This is a genomic window from Sorangium sp. So ce1504, assembly GCF_051521635.1.
Taxonomy (GTDB): Bacteria; Myxococcota_A; Polyangia; order Polyangiales; family Polyangiaceae; genus Sorangium; species Sorangium cellulosum_B.
Genome location: NZ_CP150365.1, coordinates 9,911,140 through 9,934,041, shown reverse-complemented (window position 1 = coordinate 9,934,041; position 22,902 = coordinate 9,911,140). Strand labels below are relative to the sequence as shown.

General features: G+C 71.8%; 18 protein-coding genes. 5 read left to right on the top strand and 13 right to left on the bottom strand.

All coding sequences use genetic code 11. The features are described from left to right. Window positions 1-39 precede the first annotated feature (39 nt). Entirely contained in the window at window positions 40-1,602 is a 1,563-nt protein-coding gene (gene ahpF / locus WMF39_RS37430; protein ID WP_437741260.1) for an alkyl hydroperoxide reductase subunit F, read from the bottom strand. An 83-nt stretch (window positions 1,603-1,685) separates the two neighbouring features. After that, window positions 1,686-2,249, bottom strand: a complete 564-nt coding sequence (gene ahpC, locus WMF39_RS37425) for an alkyl hydroperoxide reductase subunit C (RefSeq protein WP_437710813.1) — start codon at window positions 2,247-2,249, stop codon at window positions 1,686-1,688. A gap of 133 nt (window positions 2,250-2,382) precedes the next feature. Between ahpC and WMF39_RS37420 the strand changes: the two genes are divergently transcribed. Then, complete coding sequence (locus tag WMF39_RS37420) at window positions 2,383-3,348, top strand: hydrogen peroxide-inducible genes activator (protein ID WP_437741259.1); 966 nt, start codon at window positions 2,383-2,385, stop codon at window positions 3,346-3,348. Window positions 3,349-3,488: 140 nt separating this feature from the next. After that, window positions 3,489-4,319 carry an EI24 domain-containing protein gene (locus tag WMF39_RS37415; protein ID WP_437741258.1) on the top strand — a complete coding sequence of 277 codons (831 nt, stop codon included), beginning with the start codon at window positions 3,489-3,491 and terminating at the stop codon, window positions 4,317-4,319. Between the two features lie 51 nt (window positions 4,320-4,370). On the opposite strand, the gene WMF39_RS37410 is transcribed toward WMF39_RS37415, so the two are convergent. From WMF39_RS37410 to WMF39_RS37380, 7 genes are all read right to left on the bottom strand, one after another. Further along, window positions 4,371-4,961: a Uma2 family endonuclease gene (locus WMF39_RS37410; RefSeq protein ID WP_437741257.1), complete on the bottom strand. Its 591-nt coding sequence runs from the start codon at window positions 4,959-4,961 to the stop codon at window positions 4,371-4,373. Between the two features lie 118 nt (window positions 4,962-5,079). Then, window positions 5,080-6,780 carry a delta-60 repeat domain-containing protein gene (locus WMF39_RS37405; RefSeq protein ID WP_437741256.1) on the bottom strand — a complete coding sequence of 567 codons (1,701 nt, stop codon included), beginning with the start codon at window positions 6,778-6,780 and terminating at the stop codon, window positions 5,080-5,082. Between the two features lie 115 nt (window positions 6,781-6,895). Beyond that, the gene (locus tag WMF39_RS37400) at window positions 6,896-8,029 is read right to left on the bottom strand and encodes a prohibitin family protein (protein WP_437741255.1); all 1,134 of its coding nucleotides are present in this window, start codon (window positions 8,027-8,029) and stop codon (window positions 6,896-6,898) included. A gap of 68 nt (window positions 8,030-8,097) precedes the next feature. Then, on the bottom strand, window positions 8,098-10,005 hold the full coding sequence (locus tag WMF39_RS37395; protein ID WP_437741254.1) for a PAS domain-containing protein: 1,908 nt from the start codon (window positions 10,003-10,005) through the stop codon (window positions 8,098-8,100). Between the two features lie 114 nt (window positions 10,006-10,119). Then, window positions 10,120-10,905, bottom strand: a complete 786-nt coding sequence (locus WMF39_RS37390) for an ABC transporter permease (protein ID WP_437748080.1) — start codon at window positions 10,903-10,905, stop codon at window positions 10,120-10,122. A 5-nt stretch (window positions 10,906-10,910) separates the two neighbouring features. Continuing rightward, a complete protein-coding gene (locus WMF39_RS37385) occupies window positions 10,911-11,717 on the bottom strand; it encodes an ABC transporter permease (RefSeq protein WP_437741253.1) in 807 nt (268 codons plus the stop codon). Next, a complete protein-coding gene (locus WMF39_RS37380; RefSeq protein ID WP_437741252.1) occupies window positions 11,714-12,757 on the bottom strand; it encodes an ABC transporter ATP-binding protein in 1,044 nt (347 codons plus the stop codon). Before WMF39_RS37380 ends, WMF39_RS37385 begins: the two co-directional genes overlap by 4 nt. Window positions 12,758-12,872: 115 nt before the next feature. Between WMF39_RS37380 and WMF39_RS37375 the strand changes: the two genes are divergently transcribed. After that, complete coding sequence (locus WMF39_RS37375) at window positions 12,873-15,272, top strand: protein kinase domain-containing protein (protein ID WP_437741251.1); 2,400 nt, start codon at window positions 12,873-12,875, stop codon at window positions 15,270-15,272. An 82-nt stretch (window positions 15,273-15,354) separates the two neighbouring features. Here WMF39_RS37375 and WMF39_RS37370 read toward each other — a convergent pair whose 3' ends face one another. Continuing rightward, entirely contained in the window at window positions 15,355-16,536 is a 1,182-nt protein-coding gene (locus WMF39_RS37370) for an FIST signal transduction protein (protein ID WP_437741250.1), read from the bottom strand. Between the two features lie 133 nt (window positions 16,537-16,669). Between WMF39_RS37370 and WMF39_RS37365 the strand changes: the two genes are divergently transcribed. After that, on the top strand, window positions 16,670-17,425 hold the full coding sequence (locus WMF39_RS37365) for a PP2C family protein-serine/threonine phosphatase (protein WP_272104357.1): 756 nt from the start codon (window positions 16,670-16,672) through the stop codon (window positions 17,423-17,425). 32 nt (window positions 17,426-17,457) lie between these two features. Beyond that, window positions 17,458-17,775, top strand: coding sequence for a hypothetical protein (locus WMF39_RS37360; RefSeq protein WP_437741249.1), 318 nt, complete (start codon window positions 17,458-17,460; stop codon window positions 17,773-17,775). A gap of 63 nt (window positions 17,776-17,838) precedes the next feature. Here the strand turns inward: WMF39_RS37360 and WMF39_RS37355 are convergent, their stop codons facing one another. The 3 genes from WMF39_RS37355 to WMF39_RS37345 form a co-directional block, all read right to left on the bottom strand. Next, entirely contained in the window at window positions 17,839-19,896 is a 2,058-nt protein-coding gene (locus tag WMF39_RS37355) for a PrkA family serine protein kinase (protein WP_272104360.1), read from the bottom strand. Window positions 19,897-20,156: 260 nt separating this feature from the next. Then, window positions 20,157-21,353, bottom strand: a complete 1,197-nt coding sequence (locus WMF39_RS37350; protein WP_437741248.1) for a YcbK family protein — start codon at window positions 21,351-21,353, stop codon at window positions 20,157-20,159. A 277-nt stretch (window positions 21,354-21,630) separates the two neighbouring features. Further along, entirely contained in the window at window positions 21,631-22,620 is a 990-nt protein-coding gene (locus WMF39_RS37345) for an L-threonylcarbamoyladenylate synthase (protein ID WP_437741247.1), read from the bottom strand. Between the last annotated feature and the right edge of the window lie 282 nt (window positions 22,621-22,902).

Here is a 22,902-nt window from a genome sequence, read left to right as displayed (position 1 = left end):
GCAGACGGGCTCGCGCGTCGAACCTCGGCCGGAGGGCGCTCAGTCCGCCGGCGCGGTGGCGCGGATGAGGTGCTCGAAGGCCCCGAGGGCGGCCTTCGCGCCGTCGCCGAGGGCGACGACGATCTGCTTGAACGGCGTGGTCGTCATGTCGCCGGCGGCGAAGAGGCCGGGCACCGACGTCTGTCCGCGGTCGTTGACGACGACCTCGCCGAGGCCGTTGAGCTCCACCGTCCCCTTGATGAACCCGGTGTTGGGGAGCAGGCCGATCTGCACGAACACGCCCTCGACCCCGATCTGGTGCTGCTCCTTCGTCTCGGTGTGCTCCCAGCGGAGCCCGACGACCTTCTGCCCGTCGCCCACCACCTCGGTCGTGCGCGCGCGCGTGACGATCTCGACGTTGGGCATGCTCTTGAGCTTGCGAACGAGGACCGCGTCGGCGCGGAGGGCGGGGGCGAGCTCGAGCAGGGTGACGTGGCCGACCACGCCCGCGAGATCGATCGCCGCCTCGACGCCGGAGTTGCCGCCGCCGATGACGGCCACTCGCTTGCCCTTGAACAGCGGTCCGTCGCAGTGCGGGCAGTACGTCACGCCCTTGGTCCGGTACTCGGCCTCGCCGGGGACGTTCATGTCGCGCCACCGGGCGCCCGTCGCCAGGACGACGCTCTTCGCGCGGAGCGTGGCGCCGCTCGCCAGGCGCAGCTCGAACGGTGAGCCGGGGGTGATCGACGCGACGCGCTCGTGCTTGATGAGCTCGACGGGGTACGCGCGCACGTGTTGCTCGAGCGCCGCCGCGAGCTTGGGCCCGTCGGTCTCCACGACCGAGATGAGGTTCTCGATGGCGAGGGTGTCCATCACCTGCCCGCCGAAGCGCTCGGCGACGATGCCGGTGTCGAGGCCCTTGCGCGCCGCGTAGATGGCCGCCGAAGCGCCAGCGGGCCCACCGCCCACGATGAGCATGTCGAACGGCTTGCGCTGGTCGAGCGCCTCGGCGCGCTTCTTCACGGAGGAGCCGTCGTCGAGCTTGGCGAGGATCTGCTCGATCTCCATCCGACCCTGGCCGAAGGGCTCGCCGTTCAGAAAGACGGTCGGCACGGCCATGATCTTCCGCTGCTCGACCTCGCCCTGGAAGAGGGCGCCATCGACGGCGACGTGGCGAACCCTCGGGTTCTTGGCCGCCATCAGGTTCAGCGCCTGCACGACGTCGGGGCAGTTCTGGCACGATTGAGAGAAGTAGGTCTCGAACCGAAGCTCGCCGTCGAGCCGCGCGATCTGCTCGAGCGCCTCCGCGCTCACCCGCGGCGGATGGCCGCCGACGTGCAGGAGCGCGAGGATCAGCGAGGTGAGCTCGTGACCGAGCGGGAGCCCCGCGAAGATCACGCGCGGCTCCTCGCCAGGGGAGTGGATGCCGAACGACGGCGTGCGCCCTTCGCCCTCGCGCCGCTCGTGGAGCTCGACGAGGGACGAGGCGCTCGCGACGTCGCGCAGGAGCGCGCGCATCTCCTCCGACCCCTGCGAGTCGTCGACGAAGGCGGTGACCGCGACGGGACGGGTCAGCCGTCCGAGGACGTCGCGGAGCTGGGTCTTGATGGAGTCTTCGAGCATGGCTGCGTTCCTTCCGGCGAGTACGAGCGGGTCACGAGCGCTGGCGGGCGTCGCCGCGGAACGCGCGGCGACGCCCGAACGCCTCAGATCTTGCCGACGAGATCGAGCGACGGCTTGAGGGTCTTCGCGCCCTCGTCCCACTTCGCCGGGCAGACCTCGCCCGGGTGCGTGGCGACGTACTGGGCCGCCTTGACCTTGCGGAGCATCTCCGCCGCGCTGCGGCCGATGCCGAGGTCGTGGATCTCGTAGACCTTGATGACGCCGTCGGGGTTCACGAGGAACGAGCCGCGGAGCGCGAGGCCCTCCTCCTCGATGAGCACGCCGAAGTTGCGCGAGAGGGTGGCGGTCGGATCGCCGACGAGCGGGTAGTTGACCTTCTTGATCGCCGCGGACGTGTCGTGCCACGCCTTGTGCGCGAAGTGCGTGTCGGTGGAGACGCCGTAGATCTCGACGCCCAGCTTCTTGAACTCGCCGTGGAGGTCCGCGAGGTCCTCGAGCTCGGTCGGGCACACGAAGGTGAAGTCCGCGGGGTAGAACACGAAGAGCGACCACTTGCCGAGGACCGACTCGTGCGAGACGTCCACGAACTTCCCCTGGTGGAACGCGGTGGCCTTGAACGGTTTGATGCGGGTGTTGATGAGCGACATTCTCTCTTCCTCGTTTCGGGGCGGGGGCGTCTCGTGCCTCCGCGCCGTCGAGAGGCAACGTGGTCGTTCTGCGCCGGCGGTGCAAATCGAACGATTTTATGAATCGTTCACTTTTTATGATACTCCTCCGGCCATGGACCTCGAGCAGGTGACGCTCACGCAGCTCCGCTACGCCGTGGCGGTGGAGCAGACCCGCAGCTTCCGCACCGCGGCCGAGCGCTGCCACGTCTCGCAGTCCGGGCTCAGCATGCAGATCCAGAAGCTCGAGGAGCTCCTGGGTACCGTGCTGTTCGACCGCAGCAAGAAGCCCGTTCTGGTGACCGAGGAGGGGGCGCGCGCCATCGCTCAGATGCGCGAGATCCTCCGGGAGACGGAGCGGCTCGGTCAGATCGTCGCCGGCGACGACGCTCCGGCGGGGCGCTACCGGCTGGGGATCATCCCGACCCTCGCTCCCACCGTGCTGCCCCTGTTCCTCGATCCCTTCGTGAAGGCACACCCGCGCGTCGAGCTGTTCATCGAGGAGCTGAAGACCGAGGAGATCATCGAGCGGCTCGCCGCCGACACCCTCGACGCGGGGCTCGCTGCGACGCCGCTCCACGCTCCGGGGCTGAGCGAGACGCCCCTCGGACACGAGGCGATGGTCGCCTATCTCCCCGAGGGCGACCCGCTGCTCGACCGCAAGTCGGTCACGCAGGCGAACCTCAGCGATCGCGAGCTGTGGGTGCTCCCGGAGGGGCACTGCTTCCGGAGCCAGGTGCTCTCGTATTGCAGGAGCGGCCAGGCGAGGCCCCCGCGCGGCGTTCAGCTCGAGAGCGGCAGCTTCGAGACGTTGATCGGCCTTGTCGACACCGGGCTCGGAGCGACGGTGCTACCCGCGCTCGTGGCGCAAGGGCTGCCCGCCGAGAAGCGCCGCGCCCGCGTGCGGCCCCTCGCCCGGCCGATCCCGCTCCGGGAGATCGGCCTCGTCACGTCGCGGACTCAGCTGCGCAGGCGCGTCACCGAGGCGCTCGCGGCCGCGATCCGCGAGCACCTCGGCCGCGCGCTCGGGCCCTCGCCCCCGGGCGGGAGCGTGCTCGATCCGCTGCTCCCCGAGGGCTGACGAGGCAGGCTCGGAGGTCATCCACGCATCGACGATGAGGCATCCTTCACTGCACGGCAGGCGGAAGCTCGTCCAGAGGCGGATGCCAGCGCGCGGAAGGTGTTGACCGGACGCACGACCGCTGGGACGTTCGTGGCCGGATGATCACCCCCGATGCTCCCCGCGGCTCTCTCACGGCGCCCGCGCAGCGCCCGACAGCGGGGCTCGTGCCGCTCGAACGCCCCGGCTTCGGCGCGGGCCTCAAGGCCATGCTGGGCGGCTACGGTTACCTCTTTCGCACGCCGGACCTCTGGCCGCTCGCGCTCGTCCCCACGGGCATCGCGCTGGTGCTCATGGTCGTGCTCTCCATCGTCGGCGTGAAGCTCGCGCCTTCGCTCGTCGAGCTGATCGTGAGGGAGCCGGGGACGGGGTGGCCCTGGACCGTGCTCATGGCCGTGCTGCGGATCCTCTCGCTCGCGGTGGTGCTCGTGGCCGCCCTCGTCATCTCGTTCGGGCTCGCGAAGCCGCTCTCGGGGACCGCGCTGGAGCGGATGGTGCGCAGGGCCGAGGCCGATCTCGGGGCGCCCCCGTGGCCGGAGGTCGGCTTCTTCGCGGACATGTGGCGCGCGCTGCAGTCGTCGCTCGTGGCGCTCGCCTTCACGCTCCCGATCCTCATCGTCCTCGGCGTCGTGGGTCTCCTCTTCGCGCCGGCGAGCGTCGTCGTCGTCCCGCTCCAGCTCGCGGTGACGGCGCTCGCGGGGGCCTGGGACCTCTGCGACTGCCCGCTGTCGATCCGCGGCGTGCCCGTGGCAGAGCGGATCGCTTTCGTGCGCCGGAACCTCGCCGCGGTGACGGGCTTCGGCTTCGGCCTCGCGCTGCTCTCGTTCTTGCCTTGCGCGCTGCTCATCGTGCTCCCGGCCGGCGTCCTCGGGGCGGCTCGACTCGTCGTCACGCTGGAGCGGTGGGAGGCCACGAGGCGAGCGCCGCGCTGAGCTGATGCTGCCCGGGCCGCGGCGCCGGGAACTGGACGGCACGGCGGTCTGCTACGTCGCCCAGAGCACCGAAAGATCGAGCTCGACGGCCTCGAAGGGCTCGGCTCGCACGCGCGCAGCGTCGCGGTAGACGGCGGCGGGCCCCCAGCCCCGGCCCGAGACGAGCGAGGAGACCTCCAACGTCCGTGCGATCGGGTCGACCAGCCATGCGTGACGCACGCCTTCGCGCGCGTAGATCGGCATCTTTTCGTCGCGGTCGACAGACGCCGTCGACGGGCTCAGCACCTCGCAGATCCAGTCCGGAGCGAGCGCGAAGTAGGCCGTCTGGGGCAGCTCGGGCATGCGCTCGCGGCGCCAGCCGGCGAGGTCGGGCACGAGCGCGTCGATCTCGCCCGGCGCGTCCGGGTCAGGGAAGTGCAACTCCGGCTCGTCCAGGATCCACCAGCCGCCTGGCCCACCATCGCCGAGGCCGAAGGGGCCGCCGATCTTGATCCCCAGGACCGAGCTCGCGTTGGCGTGGCGCGGCGCCGGGCGGGGCAGGACGTGGAGTACGCCCCTGATGAGCTCCGCCACTTTGTTGGATTGGACGGCCTGGAGGTCCGCATACGTGGCGCGGCGCTGCTTTGCGGCGGGCTGGCCCATGGGCGAAGCCTGCACGGGGGGGGGCGGCGGGGCAAGGCAGCGAGGAGCCTTGTCTTGAGACCTGTGGACGTGGCGAAGGGCGACCGCCGCTTGGGCCCTGACTTGGCGCGGATGAGCGCTACATCCAGAGGCGCGCCACGATCCCGTACGTCCCTGGACCTGGCACACCCCCCTGGTTCTCGCCGCAGATCACGACCTTCTGGCCCGCGTAGACCGCGGCCCGCTGGATGCCGCCGGAGTCGCCGACATACAGCGAGAGCACCCCGTCGACTCCGAAGTTGGGATCGAGCCTGCCGTCGCGCAGATAGCGCGCGAGCACCGGCCCAGGCGCGGCGCCGCCGGTCGCATTGCCCACGACCAGGATCCGGCCGTCGGGGAGCACGAGGGCGTCCTCCGCCACGTCGTCGCCGTCGGTGATCGGAAGCGCGACGACGCCCGACGCGCCAAAGCTCGGGTCGGCGGCGCCGTCTTCGAGGAAGCGGCGGACCTCGAAGTCGGCGCTCCCGTCCTTGCCGGTGCTGCCGCCCACGAGGATGCGGCCGTCGTCGAGGACGGCGATCGCCGCCGTGCGCTCGTTGATCCCGGACGCACCGAAGACCTGCTGGCCGCCGGTCCCGAAGGTGGTGTCGGGCTGCCCGTTGGCCAGGAAGCGGGCGAGGATGCCGTCGGACTGGCCCCCCGTGTCCACCTCGCCCACGACCAGGATCCGGCCCTCGCGGTCGACGACCACGGCCCTCGCGGTGGAGGCGCGGTCGAGCGCCCAGAAGCCGTTCGGCGCGGCGAAGACGGTGTCGAGCCTCCCATTCGAGGACACGCGCGCCACCATCATGCGCGCGTCGCGAGCGCCGGCGACGAGGATCTTGTCGTTGGCCAGGACGAGCCCATCCACGACCGTCTCTTCGCCGCCCGTGTCGAGCAGCGCCTTGCCGTTGTTGCCGAACTCCGGGTCGGTGGTCGCGCCGTTCGCCCCGACGCGCCAGAGGGCGATGTCACGCGGCTCCGGGATCTCGTGCCAGCCCATCGCGATGATCTTGCCGTCGACCTGGTGCCCCACCGCGAACGACTCGGCCTCGGAGCCCGAGCTGCTCCCGATCCTCGTCGACAGCAAGGCGCCGCCGGCGAAGTCGGGATCCAGCGCGCCGGCGCTGGTCAGGCGCGCTATCTTCATCGAGGAGCCGCCGACGCCGCCGATGCCCCAGCCGGTCGCGACGATCCGCTCGCCGACCACCTCGATATCGGTGAAATAGCCGCCGTCGTCGTTCCCGAAGCGCACCGGCGCGATGCCCGTCGCCACGCCGAACGTGGCGTCCAGTGAGCCCGGGCGGCCGGTCACGAGCGCGTTCGTCACGGCGGCGGTGCTCTCCAGGGCGCCGGAGGTCGCCGCCAGGGTGAAGGAGATCGTGTTGCCCAGGGCGAGCGGCGCCTCGGCGCCTACCACGATCTCGGCCTTCGTCTCCTTGGCGGCGATCGTGATGCGATCGACGACGAGGCCCGCAGGAGGGCTCACCGCCGCCACCGTCACCTCGCCATCGAAGCCGCCAGTGCGGCGTATCTCGATCTCGACAAGGTTCTTTCCCCCGAGAGGCACCGTGACGTTGGGCGTCAGGACGACGAGCGCGAGATCCATGCTGGAAGGCGCATGACCGCCGCCGCCGACCTCGCCGCCGGCCTCGCCGCCGCCGCCGCCAGCCCCGGAGGTCGCGCCCCCGCTCCCTTGAGACGTCTGGCCGTCGGGCCTGCCCGTGTCTGGATCGTCGCTCACGTCATGAATGCCCAGGATCTGCTGGCAGCCCGCGAGAGCGAGCGGGAGCGAGGGCATACACAGAAGCGGGAGCAGGGCGGCGAGCCGCCGGCGAGGGCGCATTGCCGCCATCGTCGCACCCCCCCTCGCGACGTCAATCCAGACCACGAGCTCTCCCGCCGCCCGGAGCTGCTCAGGGCGCGCCGGCCGGCGCTTGCCCAGCCGGCTTTTCCGCGGGCTTCGCGCCCTTGTCGCCCTCGTCGCCGCCCGCGCCCGTCGCCGCCCCGCCAGCCGGCGCCGCCTCACCCCCTGGCGCCGTCTCCTCGAGCAGCTCGGCCAGCTTCTGCTCAGCATCCTTGTCGAGCGCGCTCTTCATGTCGAACGTCAGCATCGGCAGCGGGCCCTGGTTCATCGCCGGCAGGCGCCCGTTCCATCGCTCGAGCGCGCGGTACTGCAGCACCGCCGGCGTCGTCGACAGCCGGATGATCGTGTTCGCCTTGGCCTCGGAGCGCGCGCGGATGAGCAGCGCGTCCGCCTCGCCGCGGGCCCGCTCCCGCGCCGACTCGGCCGCGCCGCGCGCCGTCGCGATCGCCTGGTCGGCCTCCGCCCTCACCTGACGCACCCGGTTCTCGGCCTGGATCGCCTTCTGCGTCGCCTCCATCGCCTGGTTGATCGCCGCGGCCACGTTCTCGGGAAGCCTCAGCGCGCCGTTGATCGTGAGCTGATCGATCCGGATGCCGTCCTTCTCGATCACCAGCTCGAGCTCCTTCGTCACGTCGTGGATGAGCCTCGTCTTGCCCGACCCGTAGATCTCCTGGACGGGCATCTTCGACGCGACCGAGTTGAACGCCTCGCGCACCGCGTTGCGCACGTAGCGATCGGCGAGCCTCATCAGGTCGTTCTCCCGGAAGCGCAGGTACAGGTGGGGCGCTTTCTCCGGGTCGATGTGGAACGACATCCCGATGTCCGCGCCGACGTTGACGCCCTCGGAGGACGAGAACGTGATCGACTCGTCGACCGCTCGGCCCTCGTGCGCCGACGCCGTCCAGACCACGTTCTGCACGCTCGTCGGAAACTGCACGATCTGCTCCGTGAGCGGGTTGTAGAACACCCAGCCGGTCACGACCGGGATGTCGCTCACGCCGCGGTTCGAGCCGGCGAGCTTGACCCGGATGCCCACGTGCGCGGCGTCGATCCGCGTCACCGTGGTGCACGCGACGAACAGCATCGCCACGAGGAGCACGAGGCCGAGCGCGACGCCGCGGACCGCGCCGGCGACGCCGCCGCCGCTCGAGCGCCCGAACTTGATGGAGGGGATCTTCGCCATGGGCGAGGTTCTACCTCAACCCCTGCGCCTTACGAGGAGGTCGAGGGCGCTCGCGCCGGCGGCGCCGCTCACCCGTCGCGCGAATCGCGCGTCCCCTCCGCGTCGTCCGCGCGCTCGCGCCCCGCCCTGCGCTTGCGCCGCCGCTTGACCGACACCCCGCTCGACTGCATCGCGAAGAGGAGCGCCTCCCGGAGGTTCGAGAGCGTCTTGATGTTCGACAGATCGAGCCCCAGCGACACCACCGTCTGCGCCACCTCGGGCCGGATGCCGACGACGATGCCCTGCGCCCCGAGCAGCGCCACGGCGTCGATGAGCCTCAGCACGTGATCGGCCGTGGCCGCGTCCACGGCGCTCACCCCGGTCAGATCGATGATCGCGTGACGGCAGCGGGTCCGCGCCACGGCCTCGAGCAGCACCTCCATCATCTGCTGGGCGCGCTCCTCGTCGAGGACGCCGAGCACCGGCATCGTCAGCACCCCCCTCCAGACCTCGATGATCGGCGTCGACAGCGCCCGGATCGCCTCCTGCTGCTGCTCGATGATCGCGAGCCGCTCGTTCAGCACGGCCTGCTGGCGCTTCTTCTCGGTGATGTCCGTCCCGCCGCCCGCCATCTGGAACGGCACGCCCTTGTCGTCCCACTCGGCCATGCCGCGGGCGAACACGTCGCGGTACTCGCCGTCCTCGCGCCGCAGCCGGTACTCCACCTCGAAGGGCCGCCGCTCCTCGAGGTGAGCCCGCAGCGCGGCCTGCACCGCCCTCTGGTCGTCGGGGTGCACGCGCTCGAAGAAGCTCGCGAACGTCCCGCCCCACGCCTCGCGGCGGACGCCGATCATCTGGAGCATGCGATCGCTCCACTCCACCGTGTCCTCGCGGATGTTCCAGAACCAGACGCCCTCGTTCGACGCCTCCGCGAAGAGCCGGTAGCGCGCCTCGCTCCTCCGGAGGGCGGCCTCGGCGCGGCGCAGCTCGGCCACGTCGGTGGTGCCGCCGATCCACCGGAAGACGTTCCCCGCGGCGTCGCGCTGCGGCAGCGCGCTGACCACGTGCTCCCGGTACGTCTGATCGCTCGCCCGCCGCAGGCGGAACTCCGTGTGGTACGGCTCGCCGGTCGTGAGGCTCCGGGTCCACGCCGCCACCGTCTTCGGGACGTCGTCCGGGTGCAGCACCGCGAGCCAGCCCTCGCCGATCATCTGCTCCTCCGTGCGGTCGAAATAGTCGAGGACCGCCCGGTTCACGAAGTTCAGCTGGCCGTCCGGGCGCGCGGTCCACACCTGGAGGGGCATGGCGTTCCCGAAGAACCGCAGCTGCGCGTCCAGGTCGCTGAGCGGCGCGTCCAGCAGCCCGGCCCCGCTCGCCGGGCCGCCGGCCCCGCGCACCCGGCTCGGCGGCGGCGCGTCCCGCCCGTCCGGCTCCTCCACCTCCTCCTGCCCCGCCCAGGAGGCGTCCCCGAGCGCGCGGAGGAGCGGCTCCTCCAGGTCGAGCGTGCGCTCCGCGCGGCTCTCCGCGACCCGCGCGCGCACGAGGCGGAGCAGCTCCCTCCGCACCTCCTCCTCGATCCGGCCGCGCAGGTAGTCCTTCGCGGAGGCCCGCGACTCGGTGAACCTCACCGACTCCGCCGACAGCTCCGCGATGTCCAGGAAGATCCCGAGCGGCGCGCAGGGCCTCGGCGTGATGCGCAGCGCGAGGGTCGCGTCGAGCCGGTGCTCCTCCGCTTCCCCATCCGCGTCGACCCGCACCGTCACGGCGTGCGGGATCGCGACATCGAACGCGCCGCTCATGCTCCGCGTCGCCGCCGGGTCGCCGACCTCGAAGTCCATCGTGAGCCGCGATGGCCTGCCGAGGACCTCGAGCTCCCGCTCCGCGCGGCGCCCGACCGGGAGGAGGGCGATCACCTGGCGGCGTATCACGTCCTCGGTCATCGCGAGATCGACGATGCTCCGACCCAACTCCTCGAGCGTCAGCCCTCCGTCCTTCACCGCGTCTCCTTCCCGATCCCGCTCTCCCCCGGTGTCCGTTAGCCCTCCTCGCGCCCGGAGGGCAATCGTGTGACGTTAACGCACCGCGCCGCTCGCCGGAAGCCCTCGCGAGGCTCAGCTCGACGCCGACGTGTACCGGCCTATCGCCCGCTTCCACACGCCGCGCGCGACGGCGCCGAAGATGAGCGCGCCGAGCGCCGCGGCGGCGGCCGTGCGCGGTGCGATGGTGCCGAGCATCGCCTCCGCCGGGTACGTGGTCATCAGCCCGAGCGGGACGATCACGGTGAAGACGACGCGCCAGAAGCCGCTGAAGATCGTGACCGGCCAGCGCGCGAAATCGAAGATGGAGTTGAAGAGGTAGGCCAGGTTGTCGAGGCGCACGACCCAGAACGCGGCGGAGATGACCAGGATGCACATGGAGTAGAGCACCAGCGTCGCCGTCACGAGCAGGCAGAGCGCGAGCGCGACGTGGGCGGGCGCGGGGGCGCGCCCCATCTGGGCGAACGCGTAGGCGAAGATCGCCACCGCGGCCGCGGCGTCCACGACCTTGCGGATCTCGAACCGGGCCGTCGAGACGAGGAACTGCGCGTCGGCCGGCTTGAGCAGCGTGAAGTCGAGCGTGCCCTTCCGGATCTGGTCGACCACGCTGATGAGCGACGGGTTCACGGCCCCCTCGAGGATGCCCTTGAGCAGCGTGAACCACCCGACGACGACGAGCGCGCGCTCGTACGTCCAGCCCTGCACCGGCGGCCGGGCCGCGAGCGCGATGTGGAGCGGGACCAGCCCGACCACCGTCCACACGACGGTCATCACCGCGCCGAGCAGGAAATCCCACCGGTACTGCATCCCGAGCGCGATCGACACGCGCAGCTGCGTCGCGAGCAACCGGAGGTAACGCACGCCGCTCACCCGCCGAACGCCGAGAACCGCCGGATCCCCGCGCGCCACGCGACGAGCGCGGCGGCGGCGGACGCGGCGGCGAAGGCCCACTGCACCGCGAGCTCGGTGAGCGCGCGGCCCGGGTCGAGCAGGCCGGTGATGAGCTCGACAGGGAACGCGAGGCTGTAACGGAACGGCAGGACCCGCGCGAGCTCGGCGAGCCACGAGGGGAACAGCTCGATCGGGACGAGGTAGCCGGCGAAGACCATGAAGGCCGCGAGGTAGACGTCGAACACCGCGGTCGAGCTGTCGATCACGAACGCGAGCGAGCCGATCAGCGCCATCGTGAAGAAGTTGATCGCCCAGGCGCCGGCGAGGGAGAGGACCCAGAGCCCGAGCTCGAGCGCCGTCGGCTGGAACCGCTCGCCCGACGTCGCGACGAGCGCGATGACCGCGATGGGCAGGCAGAGCGCCGCCCGGAGCGGCAGCGCGGCGAGGTTCTCGGCGGCGTACGAGAAGAGCGGGTGGATCGGCCGGAGCAGGCGCTGCGAGAGGGCGCCGCTCTTGATGTCCATGTTCATCTCCCAGACGAGCCACGAGCCGGTCAGCTGCCGGACGATGAGGATGGCCAGGAAGTACGCGGAGAAATCGCGCGCCCCGAAGCGGCCGACCGGCGCGCTCGCGGCCACCGCCGACCAGAGCGCGAGGCTCACGAGCGGCATCGTCGTCGTGAGCATCCAGATCAGCATCTCGGCCCGGTACGCGAGCGCGGCCGCGATCCCGACGCGGAGCAGCGTCGGGAACGCCCGGGCGGCCCGAGCGAGCCCGCTCATGACGCGGCCCCGCCCGTCGAGCCCGACGGCTCGCTTTCCGGCTCCGCCGAGGGCTCCACGCCTGAAAAGAGCTCGCGCATCACCTCCTCCAGGGGAGGATCCTCGACCGTGAGATCCGAGATGTCGGTGTGGCCGAGCAGCCAGGACATGGCCTCGCGCAGCTCGGCCTGCGGCACCTGCAGCACCGCGCAGCCAGGATCGAGCGAGAGGACGGCGCCCACCCGCTCGAGGAGCGCCTGGTCGACCGGGCTCTTGAAGTGCAGCGCGATCCGCTTGTGGGGCCGCATGCTGCGGACGAGCGCCGCGAGGTCGCCGTCGTAGCGCAGCCTGCCCTTGTCGATGACGATGACCCGCGGACAGAGCGCCGCCACGTCGTCCATGTAGTGGGACGTGAGCACGATCGTCGCCCGCCGCCGCTCGTTGTAGCGGCGGATGAACTCGCGGACCCCGAGCTGCATCGCCACGTCGAGCCCGATCGTCGGCTCGTCGAGGAACAGGATCTCCGGCCGGTGCAGCAGGGCCGCAGCCAGCTCGCACTTCATGCGCTCGCCGAGCGAGAGCTGCCGCGTCGGCTTCGTCGCGATCTCGGCGATGCCGAGGAGGTCTTCCAGCTCACCGAGGGTCTCCTTGAAATCCGCGTCGCCGATCCCATAGATCGCTCGGTTCACCGCGAAGGTCTCGGCGGGCGGGAGGTCCCAGAGCAGCTGCTGCTTTTGCCCCATCACGAGGGTGATCCGCTTGAGGAAATCGGGCTCACGGTGCCGCGGGACGAAGCCGGCGACCTCGACCTTGCCGCCCGACGGGTGGAGGAGCCCGGAGAGCACCTTCAGCGTCGTCGTCTTCCCGGCGCCGTTCGGGCCGAGGAAGCCGACGCGCTCGCCGGGCGCGATCGAGAACGAGAGGTCCTCGACCGCGTGGACGACCTTGGTGCGGCGCCGGAAGAGCGAGCGCACGGAGGCCGAGAAGCCGGCGGCGCGCTCGTGGACCTGGTACGTCTTGGAGAGCGACTCCACCACGATGGAGCTCGACGCCTCTGCCATGGGCGGCGGAGACTAGCACCTCCGTGCTGGAGCTCCCGCGACGGTCGGCGCTCGACCGGCCGATCCCGTGGGCTAATCTCGTGACGCGGGGGGCAACGGCCGCCGGAATTCCCCTATGCCGCAGAGCTTCAAGGACGACACGATCCACGACCTTCCGCTCGCGGCGAGCGGCGCGCGGCAAGCGGCCGACTCCGCGGACGCCGTCGCGACCGGCCCGCGGCAGGTCCTCGCAGGCCGGTACGAGCTCCTCGGGCTGGTCGGCATCGGCGGGATGGGCAGCGTCTACCGCGCCCGCGACCTGGAGCTCGAGGAGCTCGTCGCGGTCAAGGTGCTGCGCCGGGAGCTCAGCGTCGCGCCGGAGGTGACCGAGCGGTTCCGGCGCGAGGTGCGGCTCTCGCGCAAGGTGACGCACCCGAACGTGGCGCGGGTCTTCGACATCGGCGAGCACGAGGGCGACCGGTTCCTGACGATGGAGTTCGTCGACGGCGAGCCGCTCGCCGCGCTGCTCGCGCGCGAGCGGCGGCTCGGCATGACCCGCGCGCTGGACGTCGTGGAGGGCGTCTGCGCGGGCCTCCACGCCGCGCACCGGGCCGGCGTCATCCACCGTGATCTCAAGCCGGACAACGTGCTGCTCGGGCGCGACGGGCGCGTCGTCCTGACCGACTTCGGGATCGCGCGCGCGGTCGCGAGCGGCGAGGCGGGCAAGACGCTGGGCGCCGTCATGGGGACGCCGGCGTACATGGCGCCCGAGCAGGTGCAGGGCGCCGACGACGTCGACGCGCGCGCCGACATCTACGCCCTCGGGGCGATGCTCTTCGAGATGCTCACGGGCGAGCGCGCGTGGCAGGGCGACGCGCCGCTCGCCGTCGCCGCGGCGCGGCTCTTCGCCGACCCGCCGGATCCGCGGCTCCGGCGCCCCGACCTGCCCGACGCGCTCGCGCGCGTGGTGCTCCGCTGCATGGCGCGCGAGCGCGGCGGCCGGTATCCGTCCGTCGAGAGCGTCGTACACGACCTCGCCTCGCTCACGCGCCCGGCCACGGTGACGCCGCCGGCGTTCACGCCGCCGCAGGAGCGGACGGCGGTCTCCGGGGTGACCCCGGGGGCGAGCTCCGGGGTGGCCGAGCACGGCGGCAAGAGCGTCGTGGTCCTGCCGTTCGCGAACCAGGGACCTGCGTCGGACGCGTACCTGGCCGAGGAGCTGACGGACGATCTCGTCGACACGCTCTCCATGACGCGGGGCCTCCGGGTGAGGCCGCGCGGGGCGCTCGGGCGGCGCTCGTCCTCCGAGCTCGATCCGCGCGAGGTCGGGCGTGAGCTCGGGGTGCAGGTGGTCGTCGGGGGCTCGGTGCGGCGGCGCGACGGGACGGTGCGGATCAACGCGCGGCTCATCAGCGTCGCCGACGGGTTCCAGCTGTGGGCGAAGCGCTTCGATCGCCCCGAGGCGGAGGTGCTGCGGATCAACGACGAGGTGGCCGAGGCGGTCGCGGAGGCGCTGACGCTCGACGGGGCCGCGCCGAACCGCACGGCGCCGAGCGATCCCGTCGCGCTCGACCTGTTCCTGCGCGGGCGCCACGAGTACCGCAGGTTCTGGCCGGAGCACCAGGAGCGGGCGATCGCGCTGTTCGAGCAGGCGCTCTCGCGCGCGCCCGAGGATCCGATGATCCTGTCGGCCTACGCGCTCGCGCGCTCCCGCTTCTGGTTCTTCACGGACCGCGGCGGGGAGCTCGCCACGGAGGCGGCGTCGCGCGCCGTCGCCGCGGCGCCCGGGCTGCCGGACGCGCGGCTCGCGATGGCGTCGGTGCGGTTCCAGCGCCTCGACGTGGTCGGCGCGATGCGGGAGCTCAAGGCGGCGCTCGCGTGCCGCTCGGGCAACGCCGAGGCGGAGGGCCTCATCGGCCACATCCTGCTCGAGTGCGGCGCCTTCGAGGAGGGCGCGCGGCGCGCCCGGTCCGCGCTGGCGCGCGATCCCGAGGTGGTGCTGGCGGCGCAGGCGCTGGCGCGCGCGTACACGCTGCTGGACAGGTGGTCGGACGCCGACGACGTGATCCGGGCGCATCCGACGGTGGGCAGCGGATCGGGCTACACCGTCCTGCGGATGCGCCGCGTGCTCTGGCAGCGCGACCCGGAGGTGGTCGAGAAGCTCTCTCAGAGGCGCGTGAGCGAGGCCTTCCCGGACCTCCCCACGCCGTTCGCGCAGGTGATCGAGGACCTCATCGAGGGGCGGCTCTCGGACGTCCGGCCCGTGCAGGTCGAGGGGGAGCGCCCGGCCGTCACGGCGCTGCGGCGCACGTCGTTCATCCGGCAGCTCCAGGCGGAGTTCGCGGCCTTCCTCGGCCAGCGAGAGCTCGCGCTGGCCGCGCTCGAGCTCTCGCTGGCCGACGGCCTGTTCGACCTGATCTGGCTCGAGCGCTGTCCGGTCCTCGCGCCCCTGCGCGACGAGCCGCGGTATGCGGCCGTCCACGCGGCGGTGCAGCGACGGGCCTCCGCGGTGGTCGCGGTCTACCGCGAGCGCTGAGGCGCGGCGCTCGGCTCGGCGCGCGGAAGAGCGCTCAGCTCGGCGCGCGGAAAAGCGCCCGGCTCGGCGCGCGAAAGAGCGCTCAGCTCGGCGCGCGGAAAAGCGCGAGCACGCCGGTGTAGAGGGCGAGCCTGGCCTGGCCCCGGGCCCAGGGGGCGATCTCGAAGCTCGAGTGCATGCCGGCGATCGGGAGGTCGGCGAAGCGCTGGCGCAGGATGCGCGCCTCGACGTCGGGCGTCCCGTACAGGCCCTGGCCGCGCCCGGCGCAGGTCAGGTAGAGCGCGAAGCGGGGGGCCGACCCGAGCGCGCTCCGGGACACTTGCCGGGCGATCCCCTCGAGCCCGGAGCGGCCGGCGGCGGCGTCGCGCACCGCGAAGGCGAGGCGCGCGCCGGGCCTCGCTTCGTCGCCGAGCAGGAGCCCCCGCCGCGACGGATCGATGCCGCGGACCGGCCGCAGCACGTAACGCACGGAATCGGGCGCCTCCGCCTCGGCGTCGCCGCGGTCGGCGCCCGGCGCGGCCGGTGGATCGAGCGGCGGGTCGGCCAGCGCGGCGAGGATGAGCTGCTGCGCGCTGGGCGGCTCGCCGAGCGTGGCGGTCGCGGTGGAGAGCAGGTCGAGCGCCGGCCGCCCGCCGGCGCGGAGCACGACGCCGCCGCTCGCCTCGTCGATGCGGTGGAAGCCGGAGAGCAGCCTGGCGGCGGGCGAGGCGTCGACGAGCGGCGGGGCGAAGCCGGTGATGGCGAGGCCCGTCGCCGGGCCCTCGATGAGCTCGCCCTGCGACGTCACGCCGATGGCGGAGCCGGAGGCCGTCCCGGCGCCGAAGAGGCACGCGTTCGGCGCGGACAAGGCGAGCGCCTCGAGCCGCTCGGGCGCGAACGCCCCGGGCCGGACGAAGAGGATGGCCGTCGCGGAGCGCTGGCCGACGGTGCGGGCGAGCGTCTCGCGCAGGAGGCGGCTCGGCTCCTCGGCGCGCTCGGGCAGCGCGAAGGGGGTGACCTGCCCGCCGGACCACAGCACGCCGCTCGCGCCGGTGTCCCCCTCGATCTCGCCGCGCTCGCTGAGCACGCCCGCGGCCGGCACGACGCAGGCGGGGACGCCGCGCCAGGCACCACGGACGAGCTCGGCGACGCCCGAGGCGCGCTGGGCGAGCTGTCCGGAGACGAAGACGACCCCGCCCGACGGCGACGGGACCGCGCTGCGCAGGTCCGCCAGGTGCTGGAGAAGGCCATCCGGCCCACAGGTCGCGGAGAAGCTTCGTGCCATGGCTGGCTCGCCCATCTTAATCGAGCCTCCGACCACTCGACAGGCCCCGCTTAAGAAGTTTATCGTGCGACAGTCGCGCCGGCGCCTCGGGGATTTCCTCACGGGACGGCGAGCGAAGGACCGGGCAAGCTCGATGAGGATCCAATCATTTGGCCGCACCGATGTCGGGCGCCACCGGCGCGCCAATGAGGATGCGTTCTTCCGGGACGACGAGCTCCGGCTCTACATCGTCGCGGACGGCATGGGCGGGCACGCGGCCGGCGAGGTCGCGAGCGCCGAGGCGGTCGAGACGATCTACGGCATGGTGAAGCGGGGCCTGCCCGCCATCGGCGATCCGAACGAGCCGCTGACGCAGCCCAAGGCGCGCGCCGTGCTGCGCATCCTCGAGGGCGCGATCCAGGCGGCGACGTACATGGTCTTCGCGATCGCCGAGCTCGATCGCGACAAGAGCGGCATGGGCACGACGATCAGCGCGGCGCTCATCGTCGGCGGCGCGCTCGTGACCGGCCAGGTGGGCGACAGCCGCATCTACCAGGTCCGCAACGGGACCGCGGTGCAGATGACCGAGGATCACACGCTGATCGCGTGGCAGATCAAGAACGGCCTCATCTCCGTGGACGAGGCCAAGAGCTCGCCCCACCGCAACGTGATCACGCGCGCGGTCGGCAACCGGGACTACGTCGAGGTCGACACCTCGATCGTCGCCGTCGAGGAGGGCGATCGATACCTGCTCTGCTCCGACGGGCTGCACGGGTATCTCCACGCCGAGGAGGAGGTCGCGAGCATCGCCTCGAAGGGCGGCGACGTGGCGGTCGACCTCTTCATCGACCTCGCGAATCGGCGCGGGGGGCGGGACAACATCACGGCGGTGCTGGTCGAGGTGGGCTGACGCGCCCGCGCGAAAATGGCTAGGCTGCCCGCATGGCGCTGAAGGACAGACTGGTCACCGAGGGCATGAGGCTCGCCGCGAACCCGAACGTGGCGAAGCTGATGCAGGACGAGCGGTTCATGCGGCTGTTCATGACGGCGATGAGCGTGCCCGGCCGGGTCTCCTCGTTCACCGCGGAGCAGAAGGAGACGTTCGCCAAGGCGATGGGCCTCTCGACCGTCGAGGAGGTCCGCGACCTCAAGCGGACGGTGGCCTCCCTGGAGCGCGAGGTCGCGACGCTGGAGCGCGAGATCGCGAAGCTCCGGCGGGACGGGGAGCGCGAGCTCGCGAAGGTCAGGCGCGAAGGCTGAGCCTGGGGGGGCGAGCGGCGCGGCGCGCGCTGCCTGGCAGCGCCGCCGCGCCCCCGCGACGGGTCACTTCGTGTCGCCGCGCGCGTAGATGCTGGCGACGTAGTCGAGCACGTCGCGCGCCGAGACCTCGTTGTACCCGAAGTACTTGATCATCCGGGTCTTGATGATGTCGATCTTCTCCTGCGTCTCCTTGTCGATGACGCTCGACACGAGGGTCTGGAGCTTGATCGCGTCCTTCTGGTCCTCGAACAGCTTGAGCTCGAGGGCGCGGCGCAGCCGGTCGTTCGTGTGCCACTCGAACTTCTTGCCGTCGACCGCGAGCGCGCCGATGTAGTTCATGATCTCGCGGCGGAAGTCGTCCTTGCGGTTCTCGGGGATGTCGATCTTCTCCTCGATCGAGCGCATCAGCCGCTCGTCGGGCTCGACGTCCTCGCGGGTGAAGCGGTCCTTCACCTTCTCCTTCAGGGTGTAGGCCTTGATCGAGTCGATGTAGTTCGCCGCGAGCTTCTGGATCGCGTCCTCGTCGGCGCTGATCGCCCGCTGCACCTCGTTCTTGACGATCTCCTCGTACTCGCGCTTCACCATCCCGATGCACTCGGTGAAGCGCTTGCGCTGCTCGTCGTTCGTGATGAGCGAGTGGTGCCTGAGGCCCTTCTCGAGCTCGCTCATGACCATGAAGGGGTTGATCGTCCCCTCGCCGAGGTCGTTGACGAGCGCGTTCGAGATCTTGTCCTGCACGTAGCGGGGGCTGATGCCCTCCATGCCCTCGCGCGACGCCTCCTTGCGGAGCTCCTTCACGGTGTCCTGCGTGTAGCCGGGCAGGACCTTGCCGTCGTAGAGCTTCATCTTCTGGACGAGCGAGAGGTTGTGCTTCTTCGGGTCCTCGAGCCGGGTGAGCGCGGCCCACATCGCGGCGACCTCGAGCGTGTGAGGGGCGATGTGCTTGCCGCGGATCTTCTCCTTGTTGAAGTCCTTCTCGTAGATCCGGATCTCCTCCGACACCTTCGTGATGTACGGGATATCGATCTTGATCGTGCGGTCGCGGAGGGCCTCCATGAACTCGTTGTTCAGGAGCTTCTTGTACTCGGCCTCGTTGGTGTGGCCGATGATGACCTCGTCGACGTCCGTCTGGGCGAACTTCTTCGGCTTGATCTTGTGCTCCTGCGACGCGCCCAGCAGGTCGTAGAGGAACGCGACGTCGAGCTTCAGCACCTCGATGAACTCGACGATGCCGCGGTTCGCGATGTTGAACTCGCCGTCGAAGTTGAAGGCGCGCGGGTCCGAGTCCGAGCCGTACTCCGCGATCTTGCGGTAGTTGATGTCGCCGGTGAGCTCGGTCGAGTCCTGGTTCTTCTCGTCCTTCGGCTGGAAGGTGCCGATGCCGACGCGGTCCTTCTCGCTGAGCACGAGGCGGCGCACGCGCACGTGCTGCATCACCTTCGACCAGTCGCCGCCGTACTTGTCCATCAGGCGGTTGAAGATGAAGCGGCACGCGGGGTCGAGGTCGCCCTCGGTGCGGACGTGGTGCTGCGCGCTCGAGAGGCCGAGCTCGCGGAACGCGCGGTCGCGCCACGCCGGCGGGACGAGGCGCAGCGGCTCCTCGTGCATCGGGCACTTGAAGCGGGCGCTCTCCGTCCCGGCCATGCCGACGTCGTCGAGGTTCACCCAGTCGAACGTGTAGAGCGCGCCGTCGGGGGTCGTCGAGTAGTGCTCGATGCCCTTCTTGAGGAGCCGGGCGATCGTCGACTTCGACGAGCCGACCGGGCCGTGCAGCAGGATGACGCGCTTCTCCGGGCCGTACCCCTCGGAGGCCGCCCGGAGCACGTGGACGAGCCGCATCAGCGGGATGTCGAGCCCGTACACGGCGTCGGCGCCGCCGTGCATCTCGTCCTTGAAGAAGTTGTACCGGATGAGCTTCTTCTTGTTGTCCGTGTACTCCTCGATGCCGTAGCGGATGATCATGTCGTACGCCCGCTGGAACGCGTTGCGCGTCACCTGCGGGTTCTGGCGCACGATCTGGAGGTACTCTTCGAACGTGCCCTCCCACGCGAGATCGCGGTAGAGCGCGAAGTCCTGCATCGCCGCGATCTTCTCAACCATCCCTGTCCGCAACTCGCCCATTTCGCACCCTTTTTCTCCAGGGCGACCGCGGGGCGGCCTTGGCCGCCGGAGGTGCGGGGGACAGATCTCGGCTCGCCGAGCTCCGCCCCCGTCTCGCGTCGCGCGCCCAGGGGGAAGACGCCAAGCTTAACACCGATCTCGGGGAGGCAAGTCACCGCGCCCCGAGGCGCGCTCCATCCTCCGGAACGGGAGCGCGCGGCGGAGCAGCCGGTCGCGCGGGTGGAGGTGCGAGGTGCGAGGGCGACCGCGGGGAGGCGACGTCAGCGAGGCGCGGCCCCGCCGGAGCGCGCTCCCTGCGCGCTTCCCCAGGAGAGCCCGCCGCTCTCGACGACGCCGGGCCAGGAGTCGACGTATTCCGACGGCTCGCCGGGGCCGGAGATGTCGATCCAGAAGACGCGCCCGGCGCCCGGGCGGCGCACGTCGACATGGACGAACTTGCTGTTCGGGTAGAACCCGCAGCCCACGTCCTCGAGCGTGCGGCAGAACTGAAACAGCGCGGTGTTCGGGACGCCCATCACGAGGATGTCCATGGCGCGCCCCTCGGCGTGCTGGCTGTGGTGCGTGCCGGAGGTCGGCCTGCGCGCGGCCGGCGCGTCGCCCGCCGGCCGCGGCCTGTACCCGCTGAAGATGTGGATCCCGCGGCGCGGGAAGGCGTCGGCGATCTGCTGGAGCAGCCAGAGCAGGCGCGGGTGGACGAGGCGGACCTGGGGCACCCACTCGAGCGCCCGCTGCCAGGTGTCGGCGTCGGGCTCATCGGGGAGCTCTGCGCCCGGGTCGGGCGCGTCGGGCGGACGGGCCATGATCGACAGGCGATCCAGCGCGCCGGGCGCGACGGAGCCGTCGCAGCGCACCAGCTCGAAGGCGTCGTGCTGGCCGCCGTACCGGGCGAACTGGACCGGGCGTCTGCGGCAACGCCAGTCGAGCGGCTGCTTCTTCGGCGGGTCCCAGAGCAGATCGAAGCCGTTCGAGGAGAGGCTCGGCCCCGTGGTCGCGAGCACCGGCGGGCTGAGGATCGGATCGAGCTGGCGGAACCACGCCGGCGCGGCCGGATCGAGGCGGAGGGTGCCGGGCGGCTCGAAGGGGGTGAAGGGGGACCAGGCGCTCGCGAACGCCGTGGAGCCGAGGGTGGGGGAGGCGAGCGCGTGCTCGCCGAGCGCGTCCGCGGCGTCCGGCCGCGCGCCGCCCCAGGCGAGCTGCCACCACGGCTGCTGCCGCCATTTCCCGTAGGCGCTGTTCAGGTAGAGCCGGAACGGTCCGGGGCGCTCGACGGCGGCGTTGTGGAAGGCGCGGAGGAGCGGCAGCTCCGGCGCGACCGTCTCGTTCAGGTTGAAGCTCGCGCGCTTCGGCGGCTCGTCGAGCAGGCTGGCGCCGGCGCGCTGGGGGGCGGCGACGAGCGACGCAGCGAGGCCGAGGGCGGTCGCGAGGCTGTGGACGGCGGCGCGGGACGTTGCCGGCATGGGATCGACGAGGGGCGCGAGTCGAGCGAGGAAGGTAGCTCACCCAGCGGGCGGGCGACCCTGATTTGCCACAAACCGCCAGCTCGGGGGATGAAAACACACCCGTGGGGGGAACCCTAGGCGTCAACCAAGCTTCGCGCCGCGTTCTCCTACATCCGAACGTTTACGTTTACGTGGTCGTGGTCGTGGTCGTGGTCGTCAACGGTACGCCGTGAACGACCACGACCACGTAAACGACCACGACCACGTTGGTGACCGATGGGCGCGCGGCGCTTGCTCAGGGCGCCGCGGAGGCGCGCGTCAGCCTGTCCCGCACCGCGTCCCACGCAGGATCCTCGGGGACGGCGGCGATGACGATCACGTCGCAGCCGGCGTCCTCGAGCCGGTGCAATGCGGCGTACAGCGCCGCGGCGTAGCCGGCGGGATCTCCTGGAAGAAGCTCGGCGTGCGGCCCTGTCGCGGTGCGGTTGCCGTGCTCGACGGCGCCGGCGCGCGACCCGGCCTGCGCGGCGCGATCGAGCTCGCCGCGGACGGCCTGGGCGGGGACCAGCGCGACCTGCGCGCGGGGGGCGTAATGGCGCGCGTGGGTCCCCGGGGACGGGGCGCGCTCGGCCAGGGCGGTGATCAGCCCGGCGGCCGCCTGGAGCGGCACGAGCGCGGCGATCGCCTCGGCCGTGACGTGCCCCGGGCGGAGCACCCGCGCCGGCGAGCGCGTGACGTCGACGATGGTGGACTCGATGCCGACGGCGGTCGGCCCGCCGTCGAGGATCGCATCGATGCGCCCGCCGAGGCTCTTCTCGACGTGCTCGGCGGTGGTCGGCGAGATCTCGGTGGAGCGGTTGGCGCTCGGCGCGGCGATCGGCAGCCCGACCGCGTCGAGCAAGGCGCGCGCGACCGGGTGGACGGGGATGCGGATCGCGACCGTCGGCCCGCCGGCGGCGACCACGTCGGCGACGCGGTCGGGCCGGCGCGCGACGATGAGGGTGAGGGGTCCTGGCCACATGGCGTGCGCGAGCCGCTCCGCGTCCGGCGGCCAGCCGTCCGCGAGGGCGCGGGCGGACGCGACATCGGGAACGTGGACGATCAGCGGGTTGCCGGGCGGCCTCCCCTTCGCCTCGAAGATGCCGCGCGCCGCGCGCGCGTCGTCGGCGCGCGCGCCGAGGCCGTACACGGTCTCCGTGGGGAAGGCGACGAGCCCTCCGCGGCGGAGGATCTCGGCGGCCCGTGCGATGGATGCCGCGTCAGCGGCGAGCCGCTCGGTTCGCATGCGCCGCGGTCCATGTTGCCCGGGCGCGCGGGAGGCAAACGAAAAGCGAGGGGGGCAGCCACGGGGCGCTGCGCGGTCCGCGCGGCCGCGCGGCCGCGCGGCCACAGGCCGAAGGAGCGCCTGACGCCGTCGGCGTCGATCCAGAGCGGCGCCGTGGCGAGGTGGACGTGCTGCTCGCTCGATCGACCGGTGCGCGCTGCCGGGGGTCTCAACCCCTCCGGCCGCGCGTTTGGATGCCCCCGCGTGGTCGCGACCTGGGGCGGAGGCTGCTCGTGAGCCGAT

Coding starts and splice junctions, on each gene's coding strand:
- ahpF (WP_437741260.1), bottom strand. CDS start 1,602: ATGCTCGAAGACTCCATCAAGACCCAGCTCCGCGACGTCCTCGGACGG.
- ahpC (WP_437710813.1), bottom strand. CDS start 2,249: ATGTCGCTCATCAACACCCGCATCAAACCGTTCAAGGCCACCGCGTTC.
- WMF39_RS37420 (WP_437741259.1), top strand. CDS start 2,383: ATGGACCTCGAGCAGGTGACGCTCACGCAGCTCCGCTACGCCGTGGCG.
- WMF39_RS37415 (WP_437741258.1), top strand. CDS start 3,489: ATGATCACCCCCGATGCTCCCCGCGGCTCTCTCACGGCGCCCGCGCAG.
- WMF39_RS37410 (WP_437741257.1), bottom strand. CDS start 4,961: ATGGGCCAGCCCGCCGCAAAGCAGCGCCGCGCCACGTATGCGGACCTC.
- WMF39_RS37405 (WP_437741256.1), bottom strand. CDS start 6,780: ATGCCCTCGCTCCCGCTCGCTCTCGCGGGCTGCCAGCAGATCCTGGGC.
- WMF39_RS37400 (WP_437741255.1), bottom strand. CDS start 8,029: ATGGCGAAGATCCCCTCCATCAAGTTCGGGCGCTCGAGCGGCGGCGGC.
- WMF39_RS37385 (WP_437741253.1), bottom strand. CDS start 11,717: ATGAGCGGGCTCGCTCGGGCCGCCCGGGCGTTCCCGACGCTGCTCCGC.
- WMF39_RS37380 (WP_437741252.1), bottom strand. CDS start 12,757: ATGGCAGAGGCGTCGAGCTCCATCGTGGTGGAGTCGCTCTCCAAGACG.
- WMF39_RS37375 (WP_437741251.1), top strand. CDS start 12,873: ATGCCGCAGAGCTTCAAGGACGACACGATCCACGACCTTCCGCTCGCG.
- WMF39_RS37370 (WP_437741250.1), bottom strand. CDS start 16,536: ATGGCACGAAGCTTCTCCGCGACCTGTGGGCCGGATGGCCTTCTCCAG.
- WMF39_RS37365 (WP_272104357.1), top strand. CDS start 16,670: ATGAGGATCCAATCATTTGGCCGCACCGATGTCGGGCGCCACCGGCGC.
- WMF39_RS37360 (WP_437741249.1), top strand. CDS start 17,458: ATGGCGCTGAAGGACAGACTGGTCACCGAGGGCATGAGGCTCGCCGCG.
- WMF39_RS37355 (WP_272104360.1), bottom strand. CDS start 19,896: ATGGGCGAGTTGCGGACAGGGATGGTTGAGAAGATCGCGGCGATGCAG.
- WMF39_RS37350 (WP_437741248.1), bottom strand. CDS start 21,353: ATGCCGGCAACGTCCCGCGCCGCCGTCCACAGCCTCGCGACCGCCCTC.
- WMF39_RS37345 (WP_437741247.1), bottom strand. CDS start 22,620: ATGCGAACCGAGCGGCTCGCCGCTGACGCGGCATCCATCGCACGGGCC.